Raw genomic sequence first — 22,086 nt, 5'->3', positions numbered from 1 at the left:
CACGGGTAGGCATGCGCGCACTCGTGATCAACTGCACCCTCAAACCCTCCCCCCAGCCGTCGAACACGGAGGCGCTCGCCGCCACGGTCATCGCGGCGCTCAAGGGCCACGGGGCGGAGGTGGACGTCGTACGGGCCGTCGACCTGAACATCAAACCGGGGGTCGAGACCGACATGGGCGACGGGGACGACTGGCCGGGCGTGCACGAGAAGCTGCTGGCCTCCCAGATCCTCGTCATCGCGTCGCCGACCTGGCTCGGCCGCCCCTCCTCCGTCGCCCAGCGGGTCCTGGAACGCATGGACGCCATGCTCGGCGAGACCGACGACGAGGACCGCCCGGTCGCCTACAACCGGGTCGCCGGAGTCCTGGTCACCGGCAACGAGGACGGCGCCCACCACGTCATCAGCGAGATCAGCGGCGGGCTCGCGGACATCGGCTACACCATCCCCGGCCAGGCCTGGACCTACTGGCACCTCGGCCCCGGTCCGGGTCCGGACTTCCTCGACGACGAGCGCGGCCACGACTGGTCGGTCTCCACCGGCCGGGCCATGGCCTCCAACCTGGTGCACGCGGCGCGCGCGCTCGGCGCGCTGCCGCTCCCCGCCCCGCCGTCCTGATCGGGAGATCGACCACGCATGTCTGCCCGAGCCGATACGGGGCATTCGTGCACGAGCAACGACGTACGAAACGCATGAGGAGCTGACGTCCGCCATGACGCACGACCTGACCCCGAAGTACACGGTCCCCGGCATCGAGCGCGAGGCCGCCGGACGGCTCATCGGTGTGCTGCGGCTGCGCCTGCACGCCCTCAACGACCTGCACCTGACCCTCAAGCACGTGCACTGGAACGTGGTGGGTCCGCACTTCATCGCGGTCCACGAGATGATCGACCCGCAGGTCGACCAGGTGCGCGAGATGGCCGACGACATCGCCGAGCGCATCGCCGCGCTCGGCGGGGTGGCGCAGGGCACGCCCGGGGCGCTGGTGGCCGAGCGCAAGTGGGACGACTACTCCATCGGGCGGGCGGACGCCATCGCCCATCTCGGCGCGCTCGACGTGGTGTACACCGGCGTGGTCGAGGGGATGCGCGCGGCCGTCGAGGAGGCCGGCAAGATCGACACGGCCACGGAGGACCTTCTGATCGGTCAGCTCAGGGACCTGGAGCAGTTCCAGTGGTTCGTGCGGGCGCACCTGGAGAGCGCCGGCGGGACCCTGGCCACCGGCAGCGCCACGTCCGAGACGGAAGGGGCGGCGCGCGGCGCGGAAATCGCGTAGCCCGGCCGCACGGACGCGCACGGTGGTGTCCCGGCCGCGCGGCCGGGACACCACCCCCGGGGTCAGCGCCGGCCGAGGCGGCGTTCGCCGCGACTGCCCTGCTCGTAGGGCAGGTGGTAGTGGGCGAAGACCGCGCCCTCGTCCTCGGCGGCCAACTCACCGTCCGGGTCGATCCCGGGCGCGTCCTTGACCAGCGACTTGTCGTAGGTCACCTTCAGGTGGGCCGGTGCGACGGTGGCCTTGTCCACCGGCACGAAGACGAGTCGCCGACGGGTCGGCAGACCGATCGTGACCGTGGCGAACGCGGGCCGGTCGGTGAGGGTGTCGAAATAGATGGACTCCAGGGTGCCGATCTTGCGGCCGTCGTAGTCAACGACATCTAGGCCGCGCCAGTCACGAATGTTTTCCGCTTCGAACATGCCCAGTCTTCCCTTCCGAGGACGCGCTCAGTGTCTTGTTCCCCACTTCGCCCGGCTGTCGCCTGATTGTCCCCTCACCGGCGTAGGGCGCCCGCTCGGGATAGGCTGCCTGGCCGGGAGAAGCGCCCGGGCTCCCGCGAGTGCCCGGTGGAGTTCCGAAGGGGATCGAGTGTGGATGGCACAGGTGCCAAGGGCGGTCCGGCCCGCGCCGGGAGCGGTGCCCTGCTGGACGTGGAGCCGTTGCCCGGCCGGCCCGGCATCCGGGCCAGTGGTGAGATCAACGTGAGTACCCGGCTCTCCTGGGAGAACGCCCTGACCGACCTGTCCCGCCGGCACACGGACGTGTCCTACGTGGAACTGTCCGGGGTGCGGTTCGTCGACGTGGCCGGGGTGACGGCGCTGGCCGTCACGGCCCTGAACCTGCCCGTCGGACGGGTCGTGGTGGAACGGCCGCCGCCGCAACTGCCGCGAGTACTGGAACTGTTCTGGCCGTCCCTGCACCGGATCGAGGTGGCGCCACGATGAGCACGGCAACCACCGAGGGGACATTCGTCCATCCGGCGCTGTTCTACCGCTCGGCGGCCGAGTACACCGACCACATGGTGGCGTTCGTACGGGAGGGGCTGGCCGCGGGCGAACCGGTGGCGGTGGCCGTGCCCGGCCCCAACCTGGAGCTGGTCCGGGCAGGACTCGGCACGGACGCGCGGGACGTCACCTTCCTGGACATGACCGAGGCCGGGCGCAACCCCGGGCGGATCATCCCGGGCGTGCTGAGGGCGTTCGCCGACGCGCACGCACGCGTCCGGGTGCGGATCGTCGGCGAGCCGGTCTGGGCCGGGCGCAGCGCCGTGGAGTACCCGGCGTGCGCCCAGCACGAGGCGCTGATCAACGCGGCCTTCGCGGACCGCCCCGCGACGATCCTGTGCCCGTACGACGAGACCCGGCTGACCGCGGACGTCCTGGCCGACGCCCTGATCACCCACCCGACGGTCATCGCCGGAGGCAGTGAGCGGGTCAGCGAGAGGTACGACTGGCGCGCGGTCGTCGACCGCTACAACGAGCCGCTCGGACGCGCTCCCGGCGCCGACGCCCTGGCCTTCGGGTCCGGGGAACTGCCCGAGGCGCGCCGCTTCGCGGTCGACCGGGCCGCCTCGCTCGGGCTGACCGGGCAGCGGTTGCAGGACGCGGAACTGGCGGTGTCCGAGCTGATCACCAACAGCGTGGTCCACGGTGGCGGCGGCGGAACGGTCGCGGTCTGGGCCGATTCGGGACAGGTCGTGTGCGAGGTGCGCGACGCGGGCCGGCTCACGGATCCGCTCGTCGGCCGGCGGCCTCCGGAGCACGGACAGATCGGCGGCCGCGGTCTCCTGCTGGTCCACTACGTCGCCGATCTGGTGCGGGTTCACACGACCGACGAGGGCACCACGGTGCGCTTCTACCTGGGCGTCTGAGGCACCGTTGCGGACTTCTCGCGGAGATTTCGGCAATCCACCAGGTGTGCGAGGCATGACCCGGGGTAGGCGACCGGTCGTCGGCCGACTGGGTGACACGACGACCGATCCACCGGGAGGGCACATCATGACGACGACGACCGCACAGGCCACCGAGCACACCGCGACGGAGATGCCGGAGATCGCGGACCCGTCCAAGGTGGCGCCCAGGGACGCGCGGGAGTTGTCGAAGCTGTTCTTCGAGCAGCTGGCGGTCCTGGAGGAGGGCACGCCCGAGTACCAGTACGCGCGCAACACGCTGATCGAGATGAACATGTCCCTGGTCCGCTTCGCGGCCGGCCGGTTCCGCAGCCGCGGGCCGGAGGAGATGGAGGACATCGTCCAGGTCGGCATGATCGGTCTGATCAAGGCCATCGACCGGTTCGAGCTGACCCGCGAGGTCGAGTTCACCTCCTTCGCCGTGCCCTACATCGTCGGCGAGATCAAGCGGTTCTTCCGGGACACCTCGTGGGCGGTGCACGTGCCCCGCCGCCTCCAGGAGGCCCGCGTGCAGCTGGCCCGAGCCACCGAGGAACTGCGCAGCCGGCTGGGCCGCAACCCCACCACCCAGGAGCTGTCGGAGCTGATGAGCCTGCCCGAGGACGAGGTCGTCGAGGCCCGTCTCGCGGCCAACGGCTACAACTCCTCCTCCCTGGACGCGGCCATCAACGGCAGTGAGGACGGCGAGTCGGCGCTCGCGGACTTCATCGGTGCCGACGACGCCGCCCTGGCGCTGGTGGACGACTTCCACGCCCTGGCCCCGATGATCGCCGAGCTGGACGAGCGCGACCGGCAGATCATCCACTGGCGGTTCGTCGAGGAACTCACCCAGAAGGACATCGGCGAGCGCCTGGGCGTCTCCCAGATGCACGTCTCCCGGCTCATCTCCCGCCTGCTGACCCGCCTGCGCGAGGGCATGCTCAGCACCGCCTGAGCGGTCCCCCGGCCTCAGGCCGCGGTCGTCCTCTTCTTCCGGCGACCGCGGCCTTTGCTGTCGCTGAGCGCGTCGACGAGTTGCTGGCGGCTCATCTTCGAGCGTCCGGCGATGTCCTGCTCGGTGGCCCGCTGGTAGAGCTCGGCCTTGCTCAGCTCCCGCAGCTCGTCCCGGGCGGGTGCCGGCCGGCGGGCGGACCCGGTGGCCCTCTTCGGCGGTTCGGCGGTCTTCTTCCTCGGTGCGGACGGCTTCTTGTCGCCCGTGTCGCCGCCGCCCTTACCGCCCTTCGCCTGTTCCAGGCTGCCGCGCAGGACCTCCATCAGGTCGACGACGTTGGTGGCCTCCGGCGCCTCCTCGGCGACGGCGACCTCCTCGCCCCCGGCCTTGGCCCGGACCAGCTCGCGGACCTTCTCCTGGTAGGTGTCGTGATAGCGGGCGGGCTCCCAGTCGCCGCTGAGGGCGTCGACGAGACGCAGCGCCATGTCCAGCTCCTTGCCCCGGCCCACCCGGTCCGACGGCAGTTCCGGAAGTTCCTTGACGGGGTCGCGGACCTCGTCGGCCCAGTGCAGCGTCTGGAGCAGCAGGACCCGGTCCTCGGCGCGCAGGGCGGTCAGGTACTGCCGGTTGCGCATGACGAACGTGGCGACACCCGCCTTGCCGGTCTCGGCGAGGGCGGTGCGCAGGAGTTCGTAGACCTTGAGGTACTCCTTGCCGCGCGGGGCGATGTAGTAGGTGCGGCCGAAGTAGACCGGCTCGATCCGGTCCAGGTCCACGAAGTCGGTGATCTCGAGGGTGCGGGAGCGTCCCGGCGCGATCTCGTCGAGTTCCTCGGGCTCCACGACGACGTACTCGCCCTCGCCCACCTCGTATCCCTTGACGATGTCGTCGGCGCCGACCTCCTTGCCGGTGCGCTCGTTGACCCGCCGGTTGCGGATCCGGTCCGAGGTGCCGCGCTGCAACTGGTGGAAGTGGACCGTGTGGTCCTCGGTCGCCGTGAACAGACCGACGGGCACCGAGACCAGCCCGAAGGTGATCACGCCCGTCCAGATCGCCCGTGCCATGACCGTCCGCTCCGTCCGCTCCGTCGGCTCCGTCCGGCCCGCCCGCGCCGCCCGGCCCTGCCACGCTGCCATCCGGCCCACGGCCCCGCGCGCCGGGCGCGGCACACGGGTGGGCGGCCGGGCGACAGCGCGCGGAACGGCCGCCGTCGTTGTTCCCTGTGAGGTGTGCGGCACGGCGGACGCCTCCGCCGCTCGGCCGTCTCCCCGCCGCACCGCCGCACAGTCGCACTGCACCGAGCCGAACAGAGGGACGCCCCATGAGCTGTCGTCTGCAGCCGATCACCCGCGAGGAGCATCTGCGCTTCGTCACGGCCCGGCCTTCCGTGAGCCACCTCCAAGTCCCCTCCTGGGGCGACGTGAAGCCGGACTGGCGGGCGGAGAGCCTCGGCTGGTTCGACGAGGGCAGAGAGCTGGTGGGCGCCGGACTGGTGCTGCTGCGGCCGCTGCCGCGGCTGAAGCGGTACCTGGCCTATCTGCCCGAGGGCCCGGTCATCGACTGGACGACGGACGGTCTGGAGCGGTGGCTGGAGCCGATGCTCGCGCACCTGAGGGCGCGCGGCGCGTTCACGGTGCGGATGGGGCCGCCGGTGGTGGCGCGGCGCTGGAGCGCCGACGCGGTCAAGGCGGCGATCGCCGACCCGGGGGCCCGGCGGCTGGGCGACGTGGAGCCGACGGTGCGCGAGCCCGGGGCCGACGACCTCGCCGAGCGGCTGCGCCGGATGGGCTGGCGGCGCACCGAGCCCGGCGGCGAGGACGGCTTCGCCGCGGGCCAGCCTCGCCACGTGTGCCAGGTGCCGCTCGCCGGGCGGTCGCTGGAGCAGCTGCACAACGGCTTCAACCAGCAGTGGCGGCGCAACATCAAGAAGGCCGAGAAGGCCGGCGTCAAGGTCGTCCGGGGCGACGAGGAGGACCTGCCCACCTTCTACGAGCTGTACGTGGAGACCGCGCGCCGGGACCGGTTCGTGCCGCGTCCCCTCGCCTACTTCCGGCGCATGTGGCAGGCGCTGACGGCCGAGGACCCGGACCGCATGCGCCTGTACCTCGCCCATCACGACGGTGAGGTGCTCGCCGCGGCCACGATGCTGACGGTCGGCGAACACGTCTGGTACTCCTACGGCGCGTCCACCAGCCGCAGGCGCGAGGTGCAGCCCAACAACGCCCTCCAGTGGCGGATGATGTGCGACGCCCGGGAACTGGGCGCCGCCGTCTACGACTTCCGCGGCATCACCGACACCCTGGACGAGGACAACCATCTGCTGGGACTGCTCCGGTTCAAGGTCGGCGCGGGCGGGCAGGCCGTCGAGTACCTCGGCGAGTGGGACTATCCGCTGAACAGGGTGCTGCACAAGGCCGTGTCCCTGTACCTGGCACGCCGCTGAGTCAGGCCGAGGGCGTCGCCGCCCCCGCCCTCGCGCCGCGTGCCAGGACCGCGTAGAGCGCCGAGGCCACCACCATGCCGGCCGGCAGGGAGAGGTCGATGCCGCCCAGCGCGCGGGCGACCGGACCGGCGTAGAGGGTGTCGACGCTGAGGGCGGCCACGACGACGCCCCCGCCCAGGGCCAGTGCGCCGGCCGGGTTGACGCCGGCGGTGTACCAGAACGGGCCGTCACGTGTCTCGTCCATGAGGGCCCGGCCGTCGTACCGGCCTCGGCGCAGCACGATGTCGGTGGCGTAGACGGCCATGGCGGGGCCGAGGAGGACCACGGTCAGCTGGAGGACGTTGCTGACGGTGTCGAGGAAGTCGGAGACGAGCAGTCCGTACAGGGTGAGGGCGACGGCCGCGGTGCCGTCGGCGAGCACGCTGCGGGAGCGGCGGATGCGGATGCCGACGGCCTGGAGGGCGAGGCCCGCGCTGTAGGCGGTCAGGGCGTTGATGGCGACGGTGCCGAGGACCAGGGCGAGCAGGAGCACCGGGCCGAACCAGCCGGGCAGGATCTGCCGCAGGCCCGCCTGGGGGTCCGTCATGTCGACGGCGGTCGCGGCGAGGGCGCCGAGGAAGCAGACGACGACACCCGGCAGGAAGCCACCGAGCGCGGTCCAGCCGACGATCGCCCTGGCGGACGTGGTGCGGGGCAGGTAGCGGGAGAAGTCGGCACTGGTCGTGTACGACAGAGGGCCGGACCCGATGAGGGTGACACCGGCGACGAGGACCGCCCACAGCTCGTGGCCGGTGAGCGGCTCGGCCGGAACGTACGAGAAGTCGGCGTGCCCGAGGACGCCGACGGCGACGACGGCGAAGGCGGCCGTCAGGGTCAGCGTGATCGGCAGGTAGAGCTTCATGATCATGGCGTGGCCGTAGACGCCGATGGTCAGGGTGAGGGCGGCCACGACGATCACCACGACGACCTTGACGCCGGTGTTCACGGTGATGCCGGCCATGTCCACGAGGGCGAAGGCGGCGGTCGCGGCGGCGGCGAGGTTGAGCGCGAAGTAGCAGACGGAGATCAGCCAGCCCACGATCGCGTTGTTCACGCGGTTGCCGCGCACCCCGTACATGGCCCGCGTGATGACCTCGCTCGGCGCGCCGGCCGCCGGACCGGATACGGCGAGCAGTCCGGTGAGCAGCCAGAAGAGGTTGCCCACCACGATCACCGCCAGCGCCTGCCACGGGGTCAGGCCCATGAGGATGAGGGCGCCGCCGGTCACCAGGTTCAGGTAGTTGACGTTGGCCGCTGCCCAGACGGAGAAGAGCTGCCGGGGGCGCCCACGCCGTTCGTGCTCGGGGATGTGGTCGATGCCGTGGGCCTCGACCCGGCTCGCCCGGTCCGACGCGGTCCGGGGCGGCGGGTCCTCCCCGCGCGGGGCGCCGGTGCCGGGTTGCGGGTCGGGGATCGTGGACGCCATGAGGCTCCTCCGGGGTGCTGGTGGCCCACCTGCTTGCTTGTTGGTCGCACACTCAATAGCATCGATTCCATGCCGTCAAGCATCTCGAACAAGCGAATCCGCAAAGATCCAGCGGCCAGACGTGCGGAAATCGTTGCCGCAGCGTCCTCCGTCGCACTGACCGAGGGACTGGAGTGCATCACCCTCCGGCGGATCGCCGAGGAGCTGGACGTCCGCCCCGGACTGATCAGCCACTACTTCCCCGCGGTGGAGGATCTGGTGGCCGAGGCGTACGGCGACGCGGCCGCCTCGGAACTCGACGAACTGCTCCCGGCCGACCGGGCCGGAGCCACGCCGACGCGGCAGCTGGCCCGGTTCTTCGCCCGGGCGGCCGGTCCCGGGTTCGACGACATCAGCCGTCTCTGGCTCAACGCCCGGCACCTGAGCCGCTACCGGCCTCCGCTGCGCGACCGTGTCGCCGTCCAGGAGGCCGCGTGGCGCGACCGGCTCGAGACGGTCATCCGCGACGGCGTCGAGCGGGGCGAGTTCCGCACCGAGGACCCGCTGCTGGCCGCCGTCCGGATCCTGGTCGTCCTCGACGGTCTCGGCATGCTCGTCAACAGCGTCGACACCGCCGACGACCCGCCCGAGGTCCGGCTGATGCCGGCCCTCACCGCGGAGCGCGAACTCGGCCTGCCCGCGGGCACCCTGACGGCCGCCACCGCCCCGAACTGACCCGCTTCCAAGGAGCGACCGTGCGTACCTCTCTCATCCTGCTCTCGGCCCGGCTGCTCGATCCGGCCACCGGCGCCCTCCTGCCGCAGACCGCGCTGGCCGCGGCCGACGGCCGGATCGCCGCCCTCGGTGACGACCGGGAGATCCGGGCCCTCGCGGACACCTCGACCACGGTGATCGACCTGGGCGGCGCCGTGGTGACCCCCGGTCTGGTCGACGGCCACGTCCATCCCGTCACGGGCGCCGAGCTGACCCACGGCCTCGACCTGTCCGGCTGCGGCGACCTCGACCAGGTGCGCGGGGCGCTGGCCGGGGCGGTGCGCGACCTCCCCCGGGGCGGGTGGCTGCACGGCTGGGGGCTGGACCCCAACGTCTTCGCCGGCCGTCCGGTCGAGGTGGCGCCCTTCGACGCCGTGCTGGAGGGCGTGCCGGCGCTGCTGCTGCTCTTCGACGCGCACTCGATGCTGGCCAGTCGGCGCGCGCTCGAACTCGCGGGGGTGGACGGGCCGCGCACCTTCGACCAGGCGACGGCCGAGGTGGTGTGCGACGCGGACGGCAGGCCGACCGGGCTGCTGCTGGAGGACGCCGCCTGCGACCTGGTGGAGCGCGCCGCCCCGCGGCCCACCCGCGAGGAGCGGCGTGACCGGCTCGCCGCGGCCCTGCGCGCCATGGCCGCCTCCGGACTGACCGGCGGCCACGTGATGGACGCGAACGGCGACAGCCTCGCCTTCTTCACCGAGCTGGACGAGGCCGGGCGGCTGCCGCTGCGGCTGCGGGTGGCTCCCTGGTGCCAGCCGGGCACCGACGCGGAGGGGGTGCGCGCGCTCGTCGCACAGCAGGGCGTGGGCGGCCGGCTGTGGCGGACCGCCGGGGTCAAGATCTTCATGGACGGGACCGTCGACAACGGCACCGCGTGGCTGGAGCAGCCGGACTGCCACGGCGAGTCCCGGCACGCCTTCTGGCCGGACCCCGAGGAGTACACGCGGATCGTCGGCGTGCTGCACCGGGCGGGGGTGCCCACCGCCACCCACGCGATCGGCGACGCGGCCGTACGGCACGTCCTCGACGCCGTGGAGAAGGCCCGGGCCGAGGGCGGCCCCGGGCCGCGGCACCGGGTCGAGCACATCGAGACCGTCCCGGACGACACCCTGCGCCGGTTCGCCGAGCTGGGTGTCGTGGCGTCCATGCAGCCCACGCACTGCTGCGACTTCACCCGCGCCGACCACACCGACAACTGGTCCCGGCGGCTGGGCGAGCCCCGCGCCTCGCGGGCCTGGCGCTGCCGCGACCTGCACGACTCGGGTGCCGTCGTGGTCCTCGGCTCCGACTGGCCCATCGCGCCGTACCCGCCGCTCGGCGTCATGGCGGGCGCCCGCCACCGTCGGCCGACGCGCGATCTGAGCCGGGACCCGCACGGCCCGGAGCAGGCGCTGACGGCGGCGGAGGCACTGCGCGGCATGACCGTCAACGCCGCCTACGCGGCGGGCGAGGAGCACGAGGCCGGTCGGATCGCCGTGGGCCACCGGGCCGACCTGACGGTCCTCGGCGCCGACCCGCTCACCGTGCCGTCCACCGAACTCGCCGACGTACCGGTGCTGTTGACCGTCCTCGGCGGTGCGCCGACGCATCGGGCGGCGAGTCTGTGACACGGTGGGCGGACGGCCCGCCGCGTCCCGTGCGGTGAGGCCGGTCCGTACGAGGTGAAGCGGGGTGGGGAGATGGCGCGGCTCTTGGTGGTGCAGAACCATCGGGGTGGTGGGGCGGGCCGGTTCGGTGACTGGCTGGTCGCGGAGGGGGTGGCACTGGACGTGGTGCACGCGTACGCCGGTGCGCCCCTCCCCCGGCGCGGGGAGCACGACGGCGTGCTGGTGCTCGGCGGTGGCTACCTGCCCGACGACGACGAGCGCGCCCCCTGGCTCGCACCCACCCGGGCCCTGGTCGCCGAGGCGGTGGAGCGGGGTGCCCCGGTCTTCGGGATCTGCCTGGGCGGACAGCTCCTCGCCCAGGTCGCCGGTGGCACGGTGCGGGGTGAGCACGGTGAACCGGAGTTCGGCAGCACGCCGTTGACCGTGCGGCCCGAGGCCGGTGCCGATCCGCTCTTCGCGGGGCTGCCGGAGCGGGTGACGGCGGTCGAGCACCACCAGGACGCCGTGACCGCCCTGCCGCCCGGCGCGGCATGGCTCATGTCGAGCGAGCGGTGCCCGTACCAGGCGTTCCGGGTCGGTGAGCGGGCCTGGGGCGTGCAGTTCCACCCCGAGGCGGGGGCGGACCGGGTCAGGTCGTGGGACGCCGACCGGCTCCGGGCCCGGGGGCTGGACCCGGTCGAACTCTCGCGCCGGGCGGAACGCGACGAGCCCGCGGCCGAGGCGGTCTGGCGCGAGGTGGCCGGTCGCTTCGCCGCGGTCGTCGTCGGGTCGTGAGCACCGGCGCGTGAGGTTCGGCCGCGTTCAGCCGCTGAAGGCTCCTCGGTCGGCGAAGGCCAGCTTGGCGAAGCGTTCGCCGATGAGGCGGTGGGTGGCGGCGTCCGGGTGGATGTTGTCCGGCAGGGGCAGGTCCGCCGCGTCGGCCTGTCCGTAGAGTTCGCGGCCGTCGAGGTAGTACAGGTTCTCGTCGTCGGCGGCCCGTTGGGTGACGATTCGGGACAGCTCGTCCCGGATGACGTTCAGGGTCAGCTTTCCGCTCGCGCGCTCCGCCGGGTCGCCCGTGGCGACGAACCGGAGGCGGCCCTCGGCGATGCCGGAGAAGTCGGGGGCGAGGGGACCTGGGGTGTCCTCGTGCACGGGGCACAGGATCGGCGAGACGACCAGCAGCGGGGCGGTGGGGTGGCCCTCCCGGACGGTGTCGAGGAAGCCGTGCACGGCGGGGCCGAAGGCCCGTAGGCGCATGAGGTCGGCGTTGACCACGTTGATGCCGATCTTCACGCTGATCAGGTCGGCGGGCGTGTCACGCATCGCCCGTGCGGTGAACGGGTCGAGCAGGGCGCTGCCGCCCAGGCCCAGGTTGATCAGCTCCACGCCGCCGAGGGAGGCGGCGAGGGCGGGCCAGGTGGTGGTGGGGCTCGCGGCGTCGGAGCCGTGGCTGATCGAGCTGCCGTGGTGCAGCCAGACCCGTCGGCCGGGGTCCGGGGCGGGCTCGACGGGGGCGTCGGTGCGCAGGGCGACGAGTTCGGTGGTCTCGTTGTGCGGCAGCCAGATCTCGATGTCCTTGCTGCCCTCGGGCAGGTCCGCGAAGCGGAGGGTGCCGACCGGACCGGGCTCGACGGCCGCCGTGCCGGCGGTCATGTCGATGGTCAGGGTGTTGCCGCCCGGGACACTGCCCCGGCCCGCCGGACGGCCGTCGACGCGCAGGTCGTACACACCGTCCGGGAGTGGCGGGACACCGGCGTAGACCCGCTTGGTGGGCAGGGTGTCCAGTTCGAGGACGGTGGCGCGGGTGCGCAGGGCCAGGCGTACGCCGGAGGGCTGGGACTCGGCCATGGCCAGCTGTCCGTCGTTGTTCTGCGCGCGGGCCCGGGCGGGCAGCCGGTGGGGCAGCAGGCCGCGCTCGGTGCGCTCCAGGTCGAGCGCGCCCCGCAGGAGGTTCCCGGTGATGGGCGTGGTGATCCAGTCGTCCGTGGTGTGCATGTCGCCTCCGGCGGTGGTGCGGCTGGCTGTACGGCTTTCCCCGACGCCGATTGTGCACACGCCTAACTTCATTAGGCAAATAACTTGATGTGACAGGAAACGCGGCCCGGCTTCCCGTGGCAGAAGTGACGGTTTCCCACGGGAAAACGCCACGGCCGACGGTGACCGTCCGGCGAGGAGGTACGTTCCGGCCATGCACACCGTCGCCGTTCTCGCCCTGGACCGGGTGATCCCGTTCGACCTGTCCACCCCCATCGAGGTGTTCACCCGTACCCGGCTCCCCGACGGCCGTCCCGGCTACCGGATCCGGGTGTGCGCCGAGCGCCCCGAGATCGACGCCGGCGCGTTCACGCTGCGCGCGCCCTGGGGACTGGACGGGCTGCGGGAGGCGGACACCATCATCGTGCCCGGTACGGCCGCCGCCACCGAGCCGCTCTCCCCCGCCGTCCGCGACGCGCTGCGCACGGCCGCCGACAGCGGCACCCGGATCGCCTCGATCTGCTCCGGCACCTTCCCGCTGGCCGCCACCGGACTGCTGGACGGGCTGCGGGCCACCACCCACTGGGCCGCCGCGAAAGCCCTCGCCGCCGCCCATCCGGACGTCGACGTCGACCCGGACGTCCTGTACGTCGACAACGGCCGCATCCTCACCTCGGCCGGCGCCGCCGCGGGCCTGGACCTGTGCCTGCACATGATCCGGCGCGACTACGGTTCGGCGGTCGCCGCGCACGCCGCCCGGCTGTCGGTGATGCCGCTCGAACGGGAAGGTGGCCAGGCGCAGTTCATCGACCACGACTACACCCCCGTGCCCCGCGGTTCCGCCCTCGAACCCCTGCTCACCTGGCTGCGGGAGAACCTGGCCCGCGACCTCTCGCTCGCCGACATCGCCGCCCACGCCGGGATGAGCACCCGGACGCTGATCCGCCGCTTCCGGGAGCAGACCGGCAGCACTCCGTTGCAGTGGCTGCACCGTGCCCGGGTGCGGCAGGCGCAACACCTGCTGGAGACGACCGAGCACTCCGTGGAACGCATCGCCGCCCAGGTCGGCTTCGGCTCGCCGACGGCCTTCCGCGACCGCTTCAAGCGCACCACCGGAGTCAGCCCGAACGCCTACCGGCGGGCCTTCGGCTGACGGCCGGCGGCCCGGCACCGCGCCCCGGGTGGGCCTCCTTCGGGTCGCGTGGCCGCCCGGGTGACCGTAGACAGAGGGCATGGGCGCAGGCAGCGTGGGGACCGGTGACGACATGACGCAGCCCCACCTGGTCACGTTCGGCCACGGCACCGCGGGCCGCGCGGAGCTGGCCGGACTGCTGCGCGGCGCCGGTGTCACCCGCGTGGTCGACGTCAGGACCGCCCCCGGCAGCCGCCGCGACCCCGACCTGTTGCGGGACCGGCTGGCCGAGTGGATGCCGGAGGAGGGCCTCGGCTACCGGTGGGAGCGGCGGCTGGGCGGGTTCCGCAAACCGGCGCCCGACTCGCCCGACGTCGTCTGGCGCAACGCGTCCTTCCGCGCGTACGCCGGGCACACACGGTCGCCGGAGTTCGTCGCCGCGATGGACGAGTTGCTGGCCGGGGCGGCCCGCGAGCGCACCGCGGTCATGTGCGGCGAGGCGGTGTGGTGGCGCTGCCACCGGCGCCTCGTCGCCGACTTCGCCGTGCTGGCCCGCGACACCCCGGCGCACCACCTCATGCACGACGGCCGGCTGACGGCCCACTCCCCCACTCCGGGCGCCCGGCTGCGCTCGGACGGCCTGCTCGTCTACGACGACCTGGAGGCGGCGGCGAAGTAGGCCGCGCCGCCGCCGGGGCCACCCCGGCGGCTCGCGGTCGGCAACAGGACGGAAGGCGGACGACGGAGGACGGAGGGCGAAGACCATGCAGCGCAAGGGCGGGCGTCGCCGGGACCCGGACGGCCAGGACGCGGAAGCGGTCGAGCAGGTCCTGGACGAGCTGTACGCCACGCCTCCGTCCGCCTTCGTCCCCCGCCGTGAGGAACGCGCCGCGGCCGCCAGAACGGCCGGCCGCAAGGAGGACGCCCGCCGCATCCACGCCGCCCGCCGGCCCACGCTCGCCGCGTGGGCGGCGAATCTGCTGACCCGCTCCCGGCCGGAGGAGACCCGGCGGTTCCTGGAGCTGGGGCAGGCGCTGCGCGAGGCGCACCGCACCCTGGACGCCGCCGGGCTCAAGGACCTCTCGGCGCAGCGCCGACACATCGTCGCCGTCCTCTCCCAGCAGGCCGCACAGCTCGCCCGCGAGGCCGGGCAGCGGCTCAGCCCGACGGCGCAGCGGGAGGTCGAGTCGACGCTGCGCGCGGTGCTCGCGGACCCGGACGCGGCCGACCGGTGGGCCGGGGGACGCCTGGAGACCTCCCTGACCCCGCCCTCGGCCTTCCCCTCGGCCTTTCCCTCGGGCACCGCTCCACCGGAACCCGCCCGGACCGGACCCCGGGCGAGCGCACGCCCGAAGTCCCCCCGCACCGCGTCCGGCACCCGGGCGAAGGACGAACTCGCCGAGCGGCGCCGCGAACGGCGAGAAGAACGGGAGCGGGCCGAACAGGAGGCCGAGCGCGCCGAACGGCACCTGCGCGACGCCCGCGCCGTGCAGGCCGACGCGCAGGAGTCGCTGCGCCGGGCCGACGACGAACTGGGCCGGGTCCGCGAGACGGTGGCCGCCGCCGAGGAGCGGCTGCGCGCGGCACACGAGGACCTCGAACGGGCCGAAGGGGAACGGCGGGAGGCCGAGGAGCGGGAGCGTACGGCCGCGGACGCCGTCGCGGGGGCCGAGCGGGAGGCCCGGGCGAGCGCACGCCGGGTGGACCGTCCGGCCGGTCGAGACAGGTAATACGGCTCGTCCGATTGAGTACTCGTACTCATGAGGTGCGTCCCCCCGCCGGGGGACGCTTGCCGCACCAGTCACCCCCCAGGGAGTCAACCGTGCGTACCACTCACCCGCTTCACCGACCGTCGGCCACGCCCGCCGTCCGCACCGGGCGGCCCGTCCTCGGTCTCGTCCTGGCCTGTGCGGCCGCCGCCGCGGTGCTGACCGGCTGTTCCATGGAGGAGGCCAGTTGCGGCGGCGGTGAGTACCCGGTCCTGACCATCGGTGACACGGGCAGCGCATGTGTGCCCAACGGCGAGGAGCCGCCAAAGGGTTACACCCGCTACCCCGAGGGCAAGGTCCCGGAACACGTCGGCGACAAGTGGGACACCTACTGGCAGACACATACCGTCGACGAGCACGGGAAGATCGTGGAGGTGCCCGCGGCCGGGTGACCGCCCTCTCCATGGTCCGAACACACGCACTGAGTTGCGGCGGCACATACCACGACGGCAGCCATACGTGGTATACCGACTCGGCAGCGAACAGGTCAGCAACTGAGGGCTGTGCGTCAGCCTTCACGGCCGCGAACCAAGGAGAGTCCACACCATGTCCGAGAGCACGATGCAGTCCGCCACGGAACTGGCGTCGCAGTACAGCGTCCAGGTGACCGACGACCTGGAGCGCAACGTCAAGGAGCAGGAACGTGTCAGCGCGGAGATCACCGCTCTCCAGCAGCAACTGGCCGCGCTGCAGCACGACCACGCCCTGCTGGTGAACATGCAGCAGGCCCTCGGCATCACCTCGCCGCCGCAGTCCGCTCCCGCGCAGGAGCCCGCCGCCGCGGCCGGGGCGGCCACGGTGCCCGCTCCGCGTGGGGGCGCCGCCTCGCGGTCGGCCGCGGGCAAGTCGACCCGGAGCAAGAAGGCCACCGCCGCGCCCAAGCGCGCCGCGGCCTCGAAGCCGGGCGCCAAGACGGCCTCGAAGCCGGGTGCCAAGACGGCCTCGAAGCCGACGACGAAGAAGGCCACCCGGTCGACCGCCACGAAGTCCACCGAGACGACGGACAAGGCACCCGCCCAGACGGCCGGCAGCACGACCGACAAGGCACCCGCCAAGTCGGCCGCCAAGACCGCCGGGAAGCCCGCGGCGAAGAAGGCGGCGGCACGGGACGCCGGCCGGCCGACGCTGGTGGAGCTGGTGCGCGAGCACCTCGCCGGGCAGCGGGAACCGCGGTCCGCCGCCGAGGTCACCACGGCGCTGAGCGAGGCCCACTCCGGACGCGCCGTCAAGACCACGGTCGTGCGCACCACGCTGGAGGGGCTCGTCGCCAAGAACCAGGCCCAGCGCACCAAGCAGGGCACCTCGGTCTACTACACCGCCACCGAGGCCGCCGCGCCCGAGCGGAAGCAGGACCCGGCGACCGAGGCTCCCGCCCCGAGCGGCAACTGAGCGACTCCCGGCACCCCGGACGTGACGCGGCGCGCGGCCGGGGGAGATCGGGGTGAGTATCGGTGAATGGGTGTTGTCCTGCCGGTACTCTTCGCACTCCTCGCCGCCTTCAGCAACGCGCTGGCCACCGTGCTCCAGCGGCGCGCCGCGCTGAGCGTGCCGCAGTCCCAGGGGTTCCGCCCCGGACTCGTCCTCGACCTGTTGCGGCGCCCCGTGTGGCTCGGCGGCATGCTGGCCGTCGTGGTGGCCGGTGCGGGGCAGGCGGTCGCCCTGGCGACGGGGCCGCTGTCACTCGTACAGCCCCTGTTCGTGCTGGAGCTTCCGCTGGCCCTGCTGCTGGCCTCGCTGCTGACCGGCAACCGGCTGCCGGAGGGTTTGTGGCTCGCCGTCGGCGGGGTGGTCGTGGGGCTCGGTGTCGCGCTGGCCTCCGCCGCGCCGGACGGCGGTGAGGCCGATGTGCCCCTGGACCGCTGGGTGCCGGCGCTGGCGGCCTGTGCCGGGGCGGCCGTACTGCTGGCCGCCGCCGGTCTGAAGCGTCCCGTCGGCAAGGCCCGTGCCGGCTGCCTCGGCGCGGCCACGGCGGTGTGCTACGCGCTGACGGCCGGACTGATGAAGGACTCCACGCGCGTCCTGGACACCGACGGCCTGGCCGGCTTCTTCACCGCCTGGCAGACCTACGGCTTCGCGGTGGCCGGGGTGTGTGCCGTGCTCCTGCTGGAGCACGCCATGCAGGGCGGTCCGCTCGTCGCCTCCCAGCCCGCCCTCACGCTGGGCGACGCGGCGGTGAGCCTCCTGCTCGGCGTGGTCCTGTACCGGGAGGACGTACGGGGCGACTGGTGGGTCGTGCCGCAGCTGCTCGGGGTGGCGCTGGTCGTCGTGGGGGTGCTGCACCTGGCCCGGCGCGGCGTGGATCTGCGCACCGCGCGGTGAGCGTGCCGCGGACCGGGTGGCGAAGTGCGCCACACTCCCCCGCGAACCCGCAGGTCAGGCGTTTTCGCAGGTCAACAGGGGTGGCGTAACTTCGGCGAACATCGTGAGGGTTACCGTGAGCGGCATGGACCACCACGGGGGACGCCCGCGCGCCGAGCGGGCCCGGCAGTTGGCCGACGTACTGCGGCAGCAGATCACGGACGGTGCCTTCGCCGACGGCACGCTGCCCGACGAGCGGGATCTGGGCCGCCGGTTCGGTGCCTCGCGCAACGCCGTGCGGGACGCCCTGGCCCTGTTGCGCGAGGAGGGTCTGATCACCCGGCGGCGCGGGATCGGCACCACGGTGCTGCTGCCGAAGTACGGGCACGGCCTCGATCGGCTGACCGGGCTGGCCGAAGAGCTGACCGGGCGCGGCACCGTGACCAACGAGGTGCGGGTCGCCGCCGAGGTGCCGGTGCTGCCCGCCGCGATCGCCGCCCGTCTGGAGCTGCCGGCCGGGGCGGGCGGTGTGTACGTGGAGCGGCTGCGGTGGCTGGACGGGCTGCCGTTGTCGCTGGACACCAGTTACCTGACCGAGGACGTCGGCCGTGCCGTGCTCGCCGGTGACCTGCGGGACCGTGATGTGTTCGGCCTGATCGAGGAGGCCGCCGGTGTCCGGCTCGGGCGGGCCGAGGTGGCCGTGCACGCGGTGAACGCGGACCCGGGCACGGCAGGGCTGCTGGGGATCGAGCCGGGGGCGGCGGTGTTCGCCCTGGAGCGGCTGACCCGGCTGGCGGACGGCCGGCCGGTGGACGTGGAGTCGATCCGGGTCCGCGCGGACCGGATGACCCTGCGCGCCACCCTCCACCGGGGCGGGCCGCGGGCCACCTCGGAGGAGGCCTGAGATGACCGGTGCGAGTGTGCCCGTGCTGGTGGCGCTGGGGCTGCTGGGCCTGCTCGGCGGGGTGGGCATCACCGCCGTCGGACCGGGCGGGGTGCTGCCCACCATCGGTCTGTTCGCCCTCACCGGCCTGACGCCGGCGGAGGTGGCCGGGACGGCCATCGTCACCCATGTCGCCACCGGGGTCCTCGCGACCGCCGCCTACACCCGCTCCGGGCAGCTGCGCGAGCCGGGGACCCGGCACACGGCGCTGGTCCTGGCGGTGAGCGCGGTCGCCGGTACCCCGCTCGGCGTCCTGGTCAACTCCTATGTGTCCAAGCGGATGTTCGGGCTGGTGCTCGGCGTGTTCGTGGCGGGGGTGGCGGGCCTGGTGTGGTTCCGCGAGCGTCGCCGTCCGGCCGCCCCGCGGGCGCACCCGTCGACGGCGGTGGTGGCGGGGCTGGGCGGCGCGGTGGCCGTGGCGGCCGGGATCGTCGGCATCGGCGGACCGATGCTGACCGTCCCCCTGCTGGTGGCCCTGGGCGTGCCCGTGCTGGAGTCCCTCGCCGCGGCGCAGGCGCAGTCCGTCGTCATCGCCGGGGTGGGCACGGTGGGGTACCTGGCCCAGGGGGCCGTCGACTGGCCGCTGGCGGTGCTGGTCGGCGTGCCCGAGCTGGCGGGGGTGCTGCTGGGCTGGCGGATCGCCCACGCGCTGCCCACGCGCCATCTGAAGTTCGCCCTGATCGCGACGCTGCTGGCGCTGGCCCCGTACCTCGCCCTGCACGGCTGACCGGCCGTACGGCGCACGACACGAACAAGATGCCCCAAGCCACCACATGTTGCACAGTGGTCCCAATCGATCGGCCATCCGGAGGGACGGCATGTCGCAGGCCGCTGCTTCCGACGTCGACAGCGCGGACCCGCCCACCGCGAAGGTGGGTCTGTTCACCCTGACCGCCATGGTGGTCGGTTCGATGGTGGGCGCCGGGGTGTTCTCACTGCCGGCGCGCTTCGCCGAGGAGACCGGCGTCGCGGGCGCGCTGATCGCCTGGGCGATCGCCGGCACCGGCATGCTGACGCTGGCCTTCGTCTTCCAGTCCCTCGCGGTGCGCAGACCCGACCTCGACGCCGGTGTGTACGCGTACGCCAAGGCGGGCTTCGGCGAGTACCTGGGCTTCTTCGCCGCCTTCGGCTACTGGGCCAGTTCGTGTGTGGGCAACGTGACCTACTGGGTGCTGATCATGTCGACCGTCGGGTCGGTGTGGCCGGCCCTGGGCGACGGGGACACCGCCGTGGCGGTCGTGCTGTCCTCCGCCGGGCTGTGGGCGTTCTTCTGGCTGATCCGGCGCGGGGTGAAGGAAGCGACGGCCATCAACCGGATCGTCACGGTGGCCAAGCTCGTCCCCATCGTCTTCTTCGTCGTCCTGGCCCTGGTGTACTTCGAACCGGGCGTCTTCGCGGACAACTTCGGCGGCGCCGACTACGCCGGCTCCCTGTTCTCGCAGGTGCGCGGCACCATGCTGGCGACCGTCTTCGTGTTCCTCGGCGTCGAGGGCGCCAGCGTCTATTCCCGGCACGCCCGGCGCCGGTCCGACGTGGGCCGGGCGACGTTGCTCGGCTTCCTCAGCGTCTTCGCCGTCTTCGCGTCGGTGACCATCGTGTCGTACGGCATCCTGCCGATGGCCGAGATCGCCGACCTGCGCCAGCCGTCCATGGCGGGCGTCCTGGAAGCGGCCGTCGGCACCTGGGGCCGGGTGTTCATCAGCGTCGGTCTGATCGTGTCGGTCCTGGGCGCCTATCTGGCCTGGACGCTGATGGCGGCGGAGGTGCTCTTCGTCGCGGCCAAGGACGACGACATGCCGCGCTTCCTGCGCCGGGCCAACGCCGCCGACGTGCCGGTGCCTGCGCTGCTGATGTCCTCGCTGCTCACCCAGGTGGTGCTGATCGCCACCAGTTTCTCCAGCGACGCCTTCGACTTCGCGCTCAACCTGACCAGCGCCCTCTCCCTGATCCCGTATCTGCTGGCGGCGGCCTTCGCGGTGCGGATCGGCAGCCGGGAGGACCCGCTGACCGAGGGCGGCCGCACCTCGCGGCGCGAGTTGGTCGTCGGGGTCGTCGCCACGCTGTACACCGCCTTCCTGCTGTACGCGGCGGGGCTGAAGTTCGTCCTGGTGTCCTTCGTCGTCTACGCCCCGGCGACCGTCCTGTTCGTGATGGCCCGCCGCGAGCAGGGCCGTCGGCTGTTCTCGCCCGGGGAACTCGTCGTCCTGGCCGTCTCCGTGACCGGCGCGGTGCTCGGTCTCGTCGCCCTGGTGGCGGGGTGGATCAGCCTGTGAGCCGTTCCCCCGCCGGTCTTCCCCGTCCGTCATCCCCGCCTCGTCCCATATCCCTCAAGGAGGCCGTGTGACCAGCAACGAGAGCGCCGCCAGGCCCGCGCTCGGCGTCCATTCCGAGGTCGGCAGGCTGCGCAAGGTCCTGGTGTGCTCCCCCGGCCTCGCGCACCGGCGGCTGACCCCCACCAACTCCGACGAGTTGCTCTTCGACGACGTCATGTGGGTGGAGAACGCCCAGCGCGACCACGCCGCCTTCGTGGGTGAACTGCGCCGGCGCGGGGTGGAGGTGGTGGAGCTGCACGACCTGCTGGCGCAGATCATGGCGATTCCCGAGGCCAAGGCATGGCTCCTGGACCGCAAGATCGTCGCCAACCAGGTCGGCATCGGCCTCATCGACGCGACCCGCGCCTATCTGGAGAGCCTCTCGCCGAGGGAACTCGCCGAGTACCTCGTCGGCGGGCTCGCCACCAGTGACCTGCCCGAGGACTTCCGCTCCCCGCACCTCGCGCTGGCCCGCGAGTCCACCGGCGCCCGCGAGTACCTGATGCCCCCGCTGCCCAACACCCTGTACACGCGCGACACCACCTGCTGGCTGTACGGCGGACTCACCCTCAACCCGCTGTACTGGTCCGCGCGGCACGACGAGACACTGCTGATGAAGGCGATCTACACCTTCCACCCCGACTTCCGGGGCTCGACGGTGTGGTGGGGCGACCCCGAGCGCGACTGGGGAGAGGCCACCTTCGAGGGCGGCGACATCATGCCGGTGGGCAACGGGGTCGTCCTCATGGGCATGAGCGAGCGCACCTCGCGGCAGGCCATCACCCAGGTCGCCGCCGCGCTGTTCCGCGCCGGCGCCGCCGAGCACGTCGTCGTCGCGGGGATGCCGAAGCTGCGGTCCGCCATGCACCTGGACACGGTCTTCACCTTCGCCGACCGCGACGTGGTGACCCTCTACCCCCGCATCATGGACGCGGTGCACACCTTCTCGCTGCGCCCCGGCGACCGGGCCCCCGGCTTCGACGTCGTGGACGAGGGCACGACGCCCTTCGTCGACGTCGTCGCCAAGGCGCTCGGGCTGGCCAAGCTGCGGGTGGTGGAGACCGGCGGCGACGCCTACGCCTCCGAGCGCCAGCAGTGGGACAGCGGCAACAACGCCGTCGCGGTGGAACCGGGCGTGGTGTTCACCTACGACCGCAACACCCTTACCAACGCGCTGCTGCGCGAGGCCCGGGTGGAGGTCGTCACCATCGTGGGCGCGGAACTGGGCCGGGGCCGCGGTGGCGGGCACTGCATGACGTGTCCACTGGTGCGTGACCCCGTCGACTTCTGACC

The 22,086-nt window shown here is 72.9% G+C and carries 23 protein-coding genes; 19 read left to right on the top strand and 4 right to left on the bottom strand.

What is annotated here, in order from left to right; translation table 11 throughout:
* The first annotated feature begins 11 nt into the window (after positions 1 to 11).
* Together ACGH52_RS36015 and ACGH52_RS36010 are read left to right on the top strand one after the other, a co-directional pair.
* Positions 12 to 617 (top strand): flavodoxin family protein, encoded by a 606-nt coding sequence (locus ACGH52_RS36015; RefSeq protein ID WP_171986980.1) that lies wholly within the window; start codon positions 12 to 14, stop codon positions 615 to 617.
* Between the two features lie 94 nt (positions 618 to 711).
* Positions 712 to 1,275: a Dps family protein gene (locus ACGH52_RS36010; protein WP_399945579.1), complete on the top strand. Its 564-nt coding sequence runs from the start codon at positions 712 to 714 to the stop codon at positions 1,273 to 1,275.
* Between the two features lie 62 nt (positions 1,276 to 1,337).
* On the opposite strand, the gene ACGH52_RS36005 is transcribed toward ACGH52_RS36010, so the two are convergent.
* Entirely contained in the window at positions 1,338 to 1,694 is a 357-nt protein-coding gene (locus tag ACGH52_RS36005) for a PRC-barrel domain-containing protein (RefSeq protein ID WP_076972629.1), read from the bottom strand.
* A 171-nt stretch (positions 1,695 to 1,865) separates the two neighbouring features.
* Between ACGH52_RS36005 and ACGH52_RS36000 the strand changes: the two genes are divergently transcribed.
* From ACGH52_RS36000 to ACGH52_RS35990, 3 genes are all read left to right on the top strand, one after another.
* Positions 1,866 to 2,219, top strand: coding sequence for a hypothetical protein (locus tag ACGH52_RS36000; RefSeq protein WP_059296654.1), 354 nt, complete (start codon positions 1,866 to 1,868; stop codon positions 2,217 to 2,219).
* Positions 2,216 to 3,145, top strand: a complete 930-nt coding sequence (locus ACGH52_RS35995; RefSeq protein ID WP_399945574.1) for an anti-sigma factor RsbA family regulatory protein — start codon at positions 2,216 to 2,218, stop codon at positions 3,143 to 3,145. The genes ACGH52_RS36000 and ACGH52_RS35995 overlap by 4 nt, the downstream gene beginning before the upstream one ends.
* 127 nt (positions 3,146 to 3,272) lie before the next feature.
* Positions 3,273 to 4,118, top strand: a complete 846-nt coding sequence (locus ACGH52_RS35990; protein WP_121702696.1) for an RNA polymerase sigma factor SigF — start codon at positions 3,273 to 3,275, stop codon at positions 4,116 to 4,118.
* A 14-nt stretch (positions 4,119 to 4,132) separates the two neighbouring features.
* Here ACGH52_RS35990 and ACGH52_RS35985 read toward each other — a convergent pair whose 3' ends face one another.
* Entirely contained in the window at positions 4,133 to 5,179 is a 1,047-nt protein-coding gene (locus ACGH52_RS35985) for a Ku protein (protein WP_121702697.1), read from the bottom strand.
* A gap of 257 nt (positions 5,180 to 5,436) precedes the next feature.
* Here ACGH52_RS35985 and femY point away from each other — a divergent pair, with 257 nt between their 5' ends.
* Complete coding sequence (gene femY / locus ACGH52_RS35980) at positions 5,437 to 6,558, top strand: peptidoglycan bridge formation glycyltransferase FemY (RefSeq protein ID WP_399945571.1); 1,122 nt, start codon at positions 5,437 to 5,439, stop codon at positions 6,556 to 6,558.
* Position 6,559: 1 nt separating this feature from the next.
* Here femY and ACGH52_RS35975 read toward each other — a convergent pair whose 3' ends face one another.
* Complete coding sequence (locus tag ACGH52_RS35975) at positions 6,560 to 8,023, bottom strand: cytosine permease (RefSeq protein ID WP_121702699.1); 1,464 nt, start codon at positions 8,021 to 8,023, stop codon at positions 6,560 to 6,562.
* 69 nt (positions 8,024 to 8,092) lie between these two features.
* Between ACGH52_RS35975 and ACGH52_RS35970 the strand changes: the two genes are divergently transcribed.
* The 3 genes from ACGH52_RS35970 (at position 8,093) to ACGH52_RS35960 (ending at position 11,157) form a co-directional block, all read left to right on the top strand.
* A complete protein-coding gene (locus ACGH52_RS35970) occupies positions 8,093 to 8,737 on the top strand; it encodes a TetR/AcrR family transcriptional regulator (RefSeq protein ID WP_210976388.1) in 645 nt (214 codons plus the stop codon).
* Positions 8,738 to 8,757: 20 nt separating this feature from the next.
* The gene (locus ACGH52_RS35965) at positions 8,758 to 10,383 is read left to right on the top strand and encodes an amidohydrolase (RefSeq protein WP_121702701.1); all 1,626 of its coding nucleotides are present in this window, start codon (positions 8,758 to 8,760) and stop codon (positions 10,381 to 10,383) included.
* 72 nt (positions 10,384 to 10,455) lie between these two features.
* A complete protein-coding gene (locus ACGH52_RS35960; RefSeq protein ID WP_210976386.1) occupies positions 10,456 to 11,157 on the top strand; it encodes a type 1 glutamine amidotransferase in 702 nt (233 codons plus the stop codon).
* 27 nt (positions 11,158 to 11,184) lie between these two features.
* Here ACGH52_RS35960 and ACGH52_RS35955 read toward each other — a convergent pair whose 3' ends face one another.
* Entirely contained in the window at positions 11,185 to 12,360 is a 1,176-nt protein-coding gene (locus ACGH52_RS35955) for a GDSL-type esterase/lipase family protein (RefSeq protein ID WP_121702703.1), read from the bottom strand.
* A 193-nt stretch (positions 12,361 to 12,553) separates the two neighbouring features.
* On the opposite strand from ACGH52_RS35955, the gene ACGH52_RS35950 reads away from it, so the two are divergent.
* The 10 genes from ACGH52_RS35950 to ACGH52_RS35905 all read left to right on the top strand — a co-directional run bounded on the left by ACGH52_RS35950 (position 12,554) and on the right by ACGH52_RS35905 (position 22,084).
* Entirely contained in the window at positions 12,554 to 13,492 is a 939-nt protein-coding gene (locus tag ACGH52_RS35950; protein WP_059296664.1) for a GlxA family transcriptional regulator, read from the top strand.
* A 79-nt stretch (positions 13,493 to 13,571) separates the two neighbouring features.
* Positions 13,572 to 14,150 carry a DUF488 family protein gene (locus ACGH52_RS35945; protein WP_374103215.1) on the top strand — a complete coding sequence of 193 codons (579 nt, stop codon included), beginning with the start codon at positions 13,572 to 13,574 and terminating at the stop codon, positions 14,148 to 14,150.
* A gap of 85 nt (positions 14,151 to 14,235) precedes the next feature.
* On the top strand, positions 14,236 to 15,201 hold the full coding sequence (locus tag ACGH52_RS35940) for a hypothetical protein (protein WP_399945564.1): 966 nt from the start codon (positions 14,236 to 14,238) through the stop codon (positions 15,199 to 15,201).
* Between the two features lie 92 nt (positions 15,202 to 15,293).
* A complete protein-coding gene (locus ACGH52_RS35935) occupies positions 15,294 to 15,632 on the top strand; it encodes an SCO0607 family lipoprotein (RefSeq protein WP_374103214.1) in 339 nt (112 codons plus the stop codon).
* 154 nt (positions 15,633 to 15,786) lie between these two features.
* A complete protein-coding gene (locus ACGH52_RS35930) occupies positions 15,787 to 16,629 on the top strand; it encodes a hypothetical protein (protein WP_121702706.1) in 843 nt (280 codons plus the stop codon).
* 66 nt (positions 16,630 to 16,695) lie between these two features.
* Positions 16,696 to 17,559, top strand: a complete 864-nt coding sequence (locus ACGH52_RS35925) for a DMT family transporter (RefSeq protein ID WP_076972643.1) — start codon at positions 16,696 to 16,698, stop codon at positions 17,557 to 17,559.
* Between the two features lie 124 nt (positions 17,560 to 17,683).
* Positions 17,684 to 18,442: a GntR family transcriptional regulator gene (locus ACGH52_RS35920; protein ID WP_238696850.1), complete on the top strand. Its 759-nt coding sequence runs from the start codon at positions 17,684 to 17,686 to the stop codon at positions 18,440 to 18,442.
* Position 18,443: 1 nt separating this feature from the next.
* Positions 18,444 to 19,208, top strand: coding sequence for a sulfite exporter TauE/SafE family protein (locus ACGH52_RS35915; RefSeq protein WP_059296671.1), 765 nt, complete (start codon positions 18,444 to 18,446; stop codon positions 19,206 to 19,208).
* A gap of 91 nt (positions 19,209 to 19,299) precedes the next feature.
* Positions 19,300 to 20,754, top strand: coding sequence for a basic amino acid/polyamine antiporter (locus ACGH52_RS35910; RefSeq protein WP_121702431.1), 1,455 nt, complete (start codon positions 19,300 to 19,302; stop codon positions 20,752 to 20,754).
* A gap of 67 nt (positions 20,755 to 20,821) precedes the next feature.
* Positions 20,822 to 22,084 (top strand): arginine deiminase, encoded by a 1,263-nt coding sequence (locus ACGH52_RS35905; RefSeq protein WP_121702432.1) that lies wholly within the window; start codon positions 20,822 to 20,824, stop codon positions 22,082 to 22,084.
* Positions 22,085 to 22,086: the final 2 nt, after the last annotated feature.

The sequence above is a fragment of the Streptomyces sp. BBFR25 genome, assembly GCF_044590125.1.
In the GTDB taxonomy this organism is placed as follows: domain Bacteria; phylum Actinomycetota; class Actinomycetes; order Streptomycetales; family Streptomycetaceae; genus Streptomyces; species Streptomyces canus_D.
This window is presented reverse-complemented; position numbering and strand designations above follow the sequence as displayed.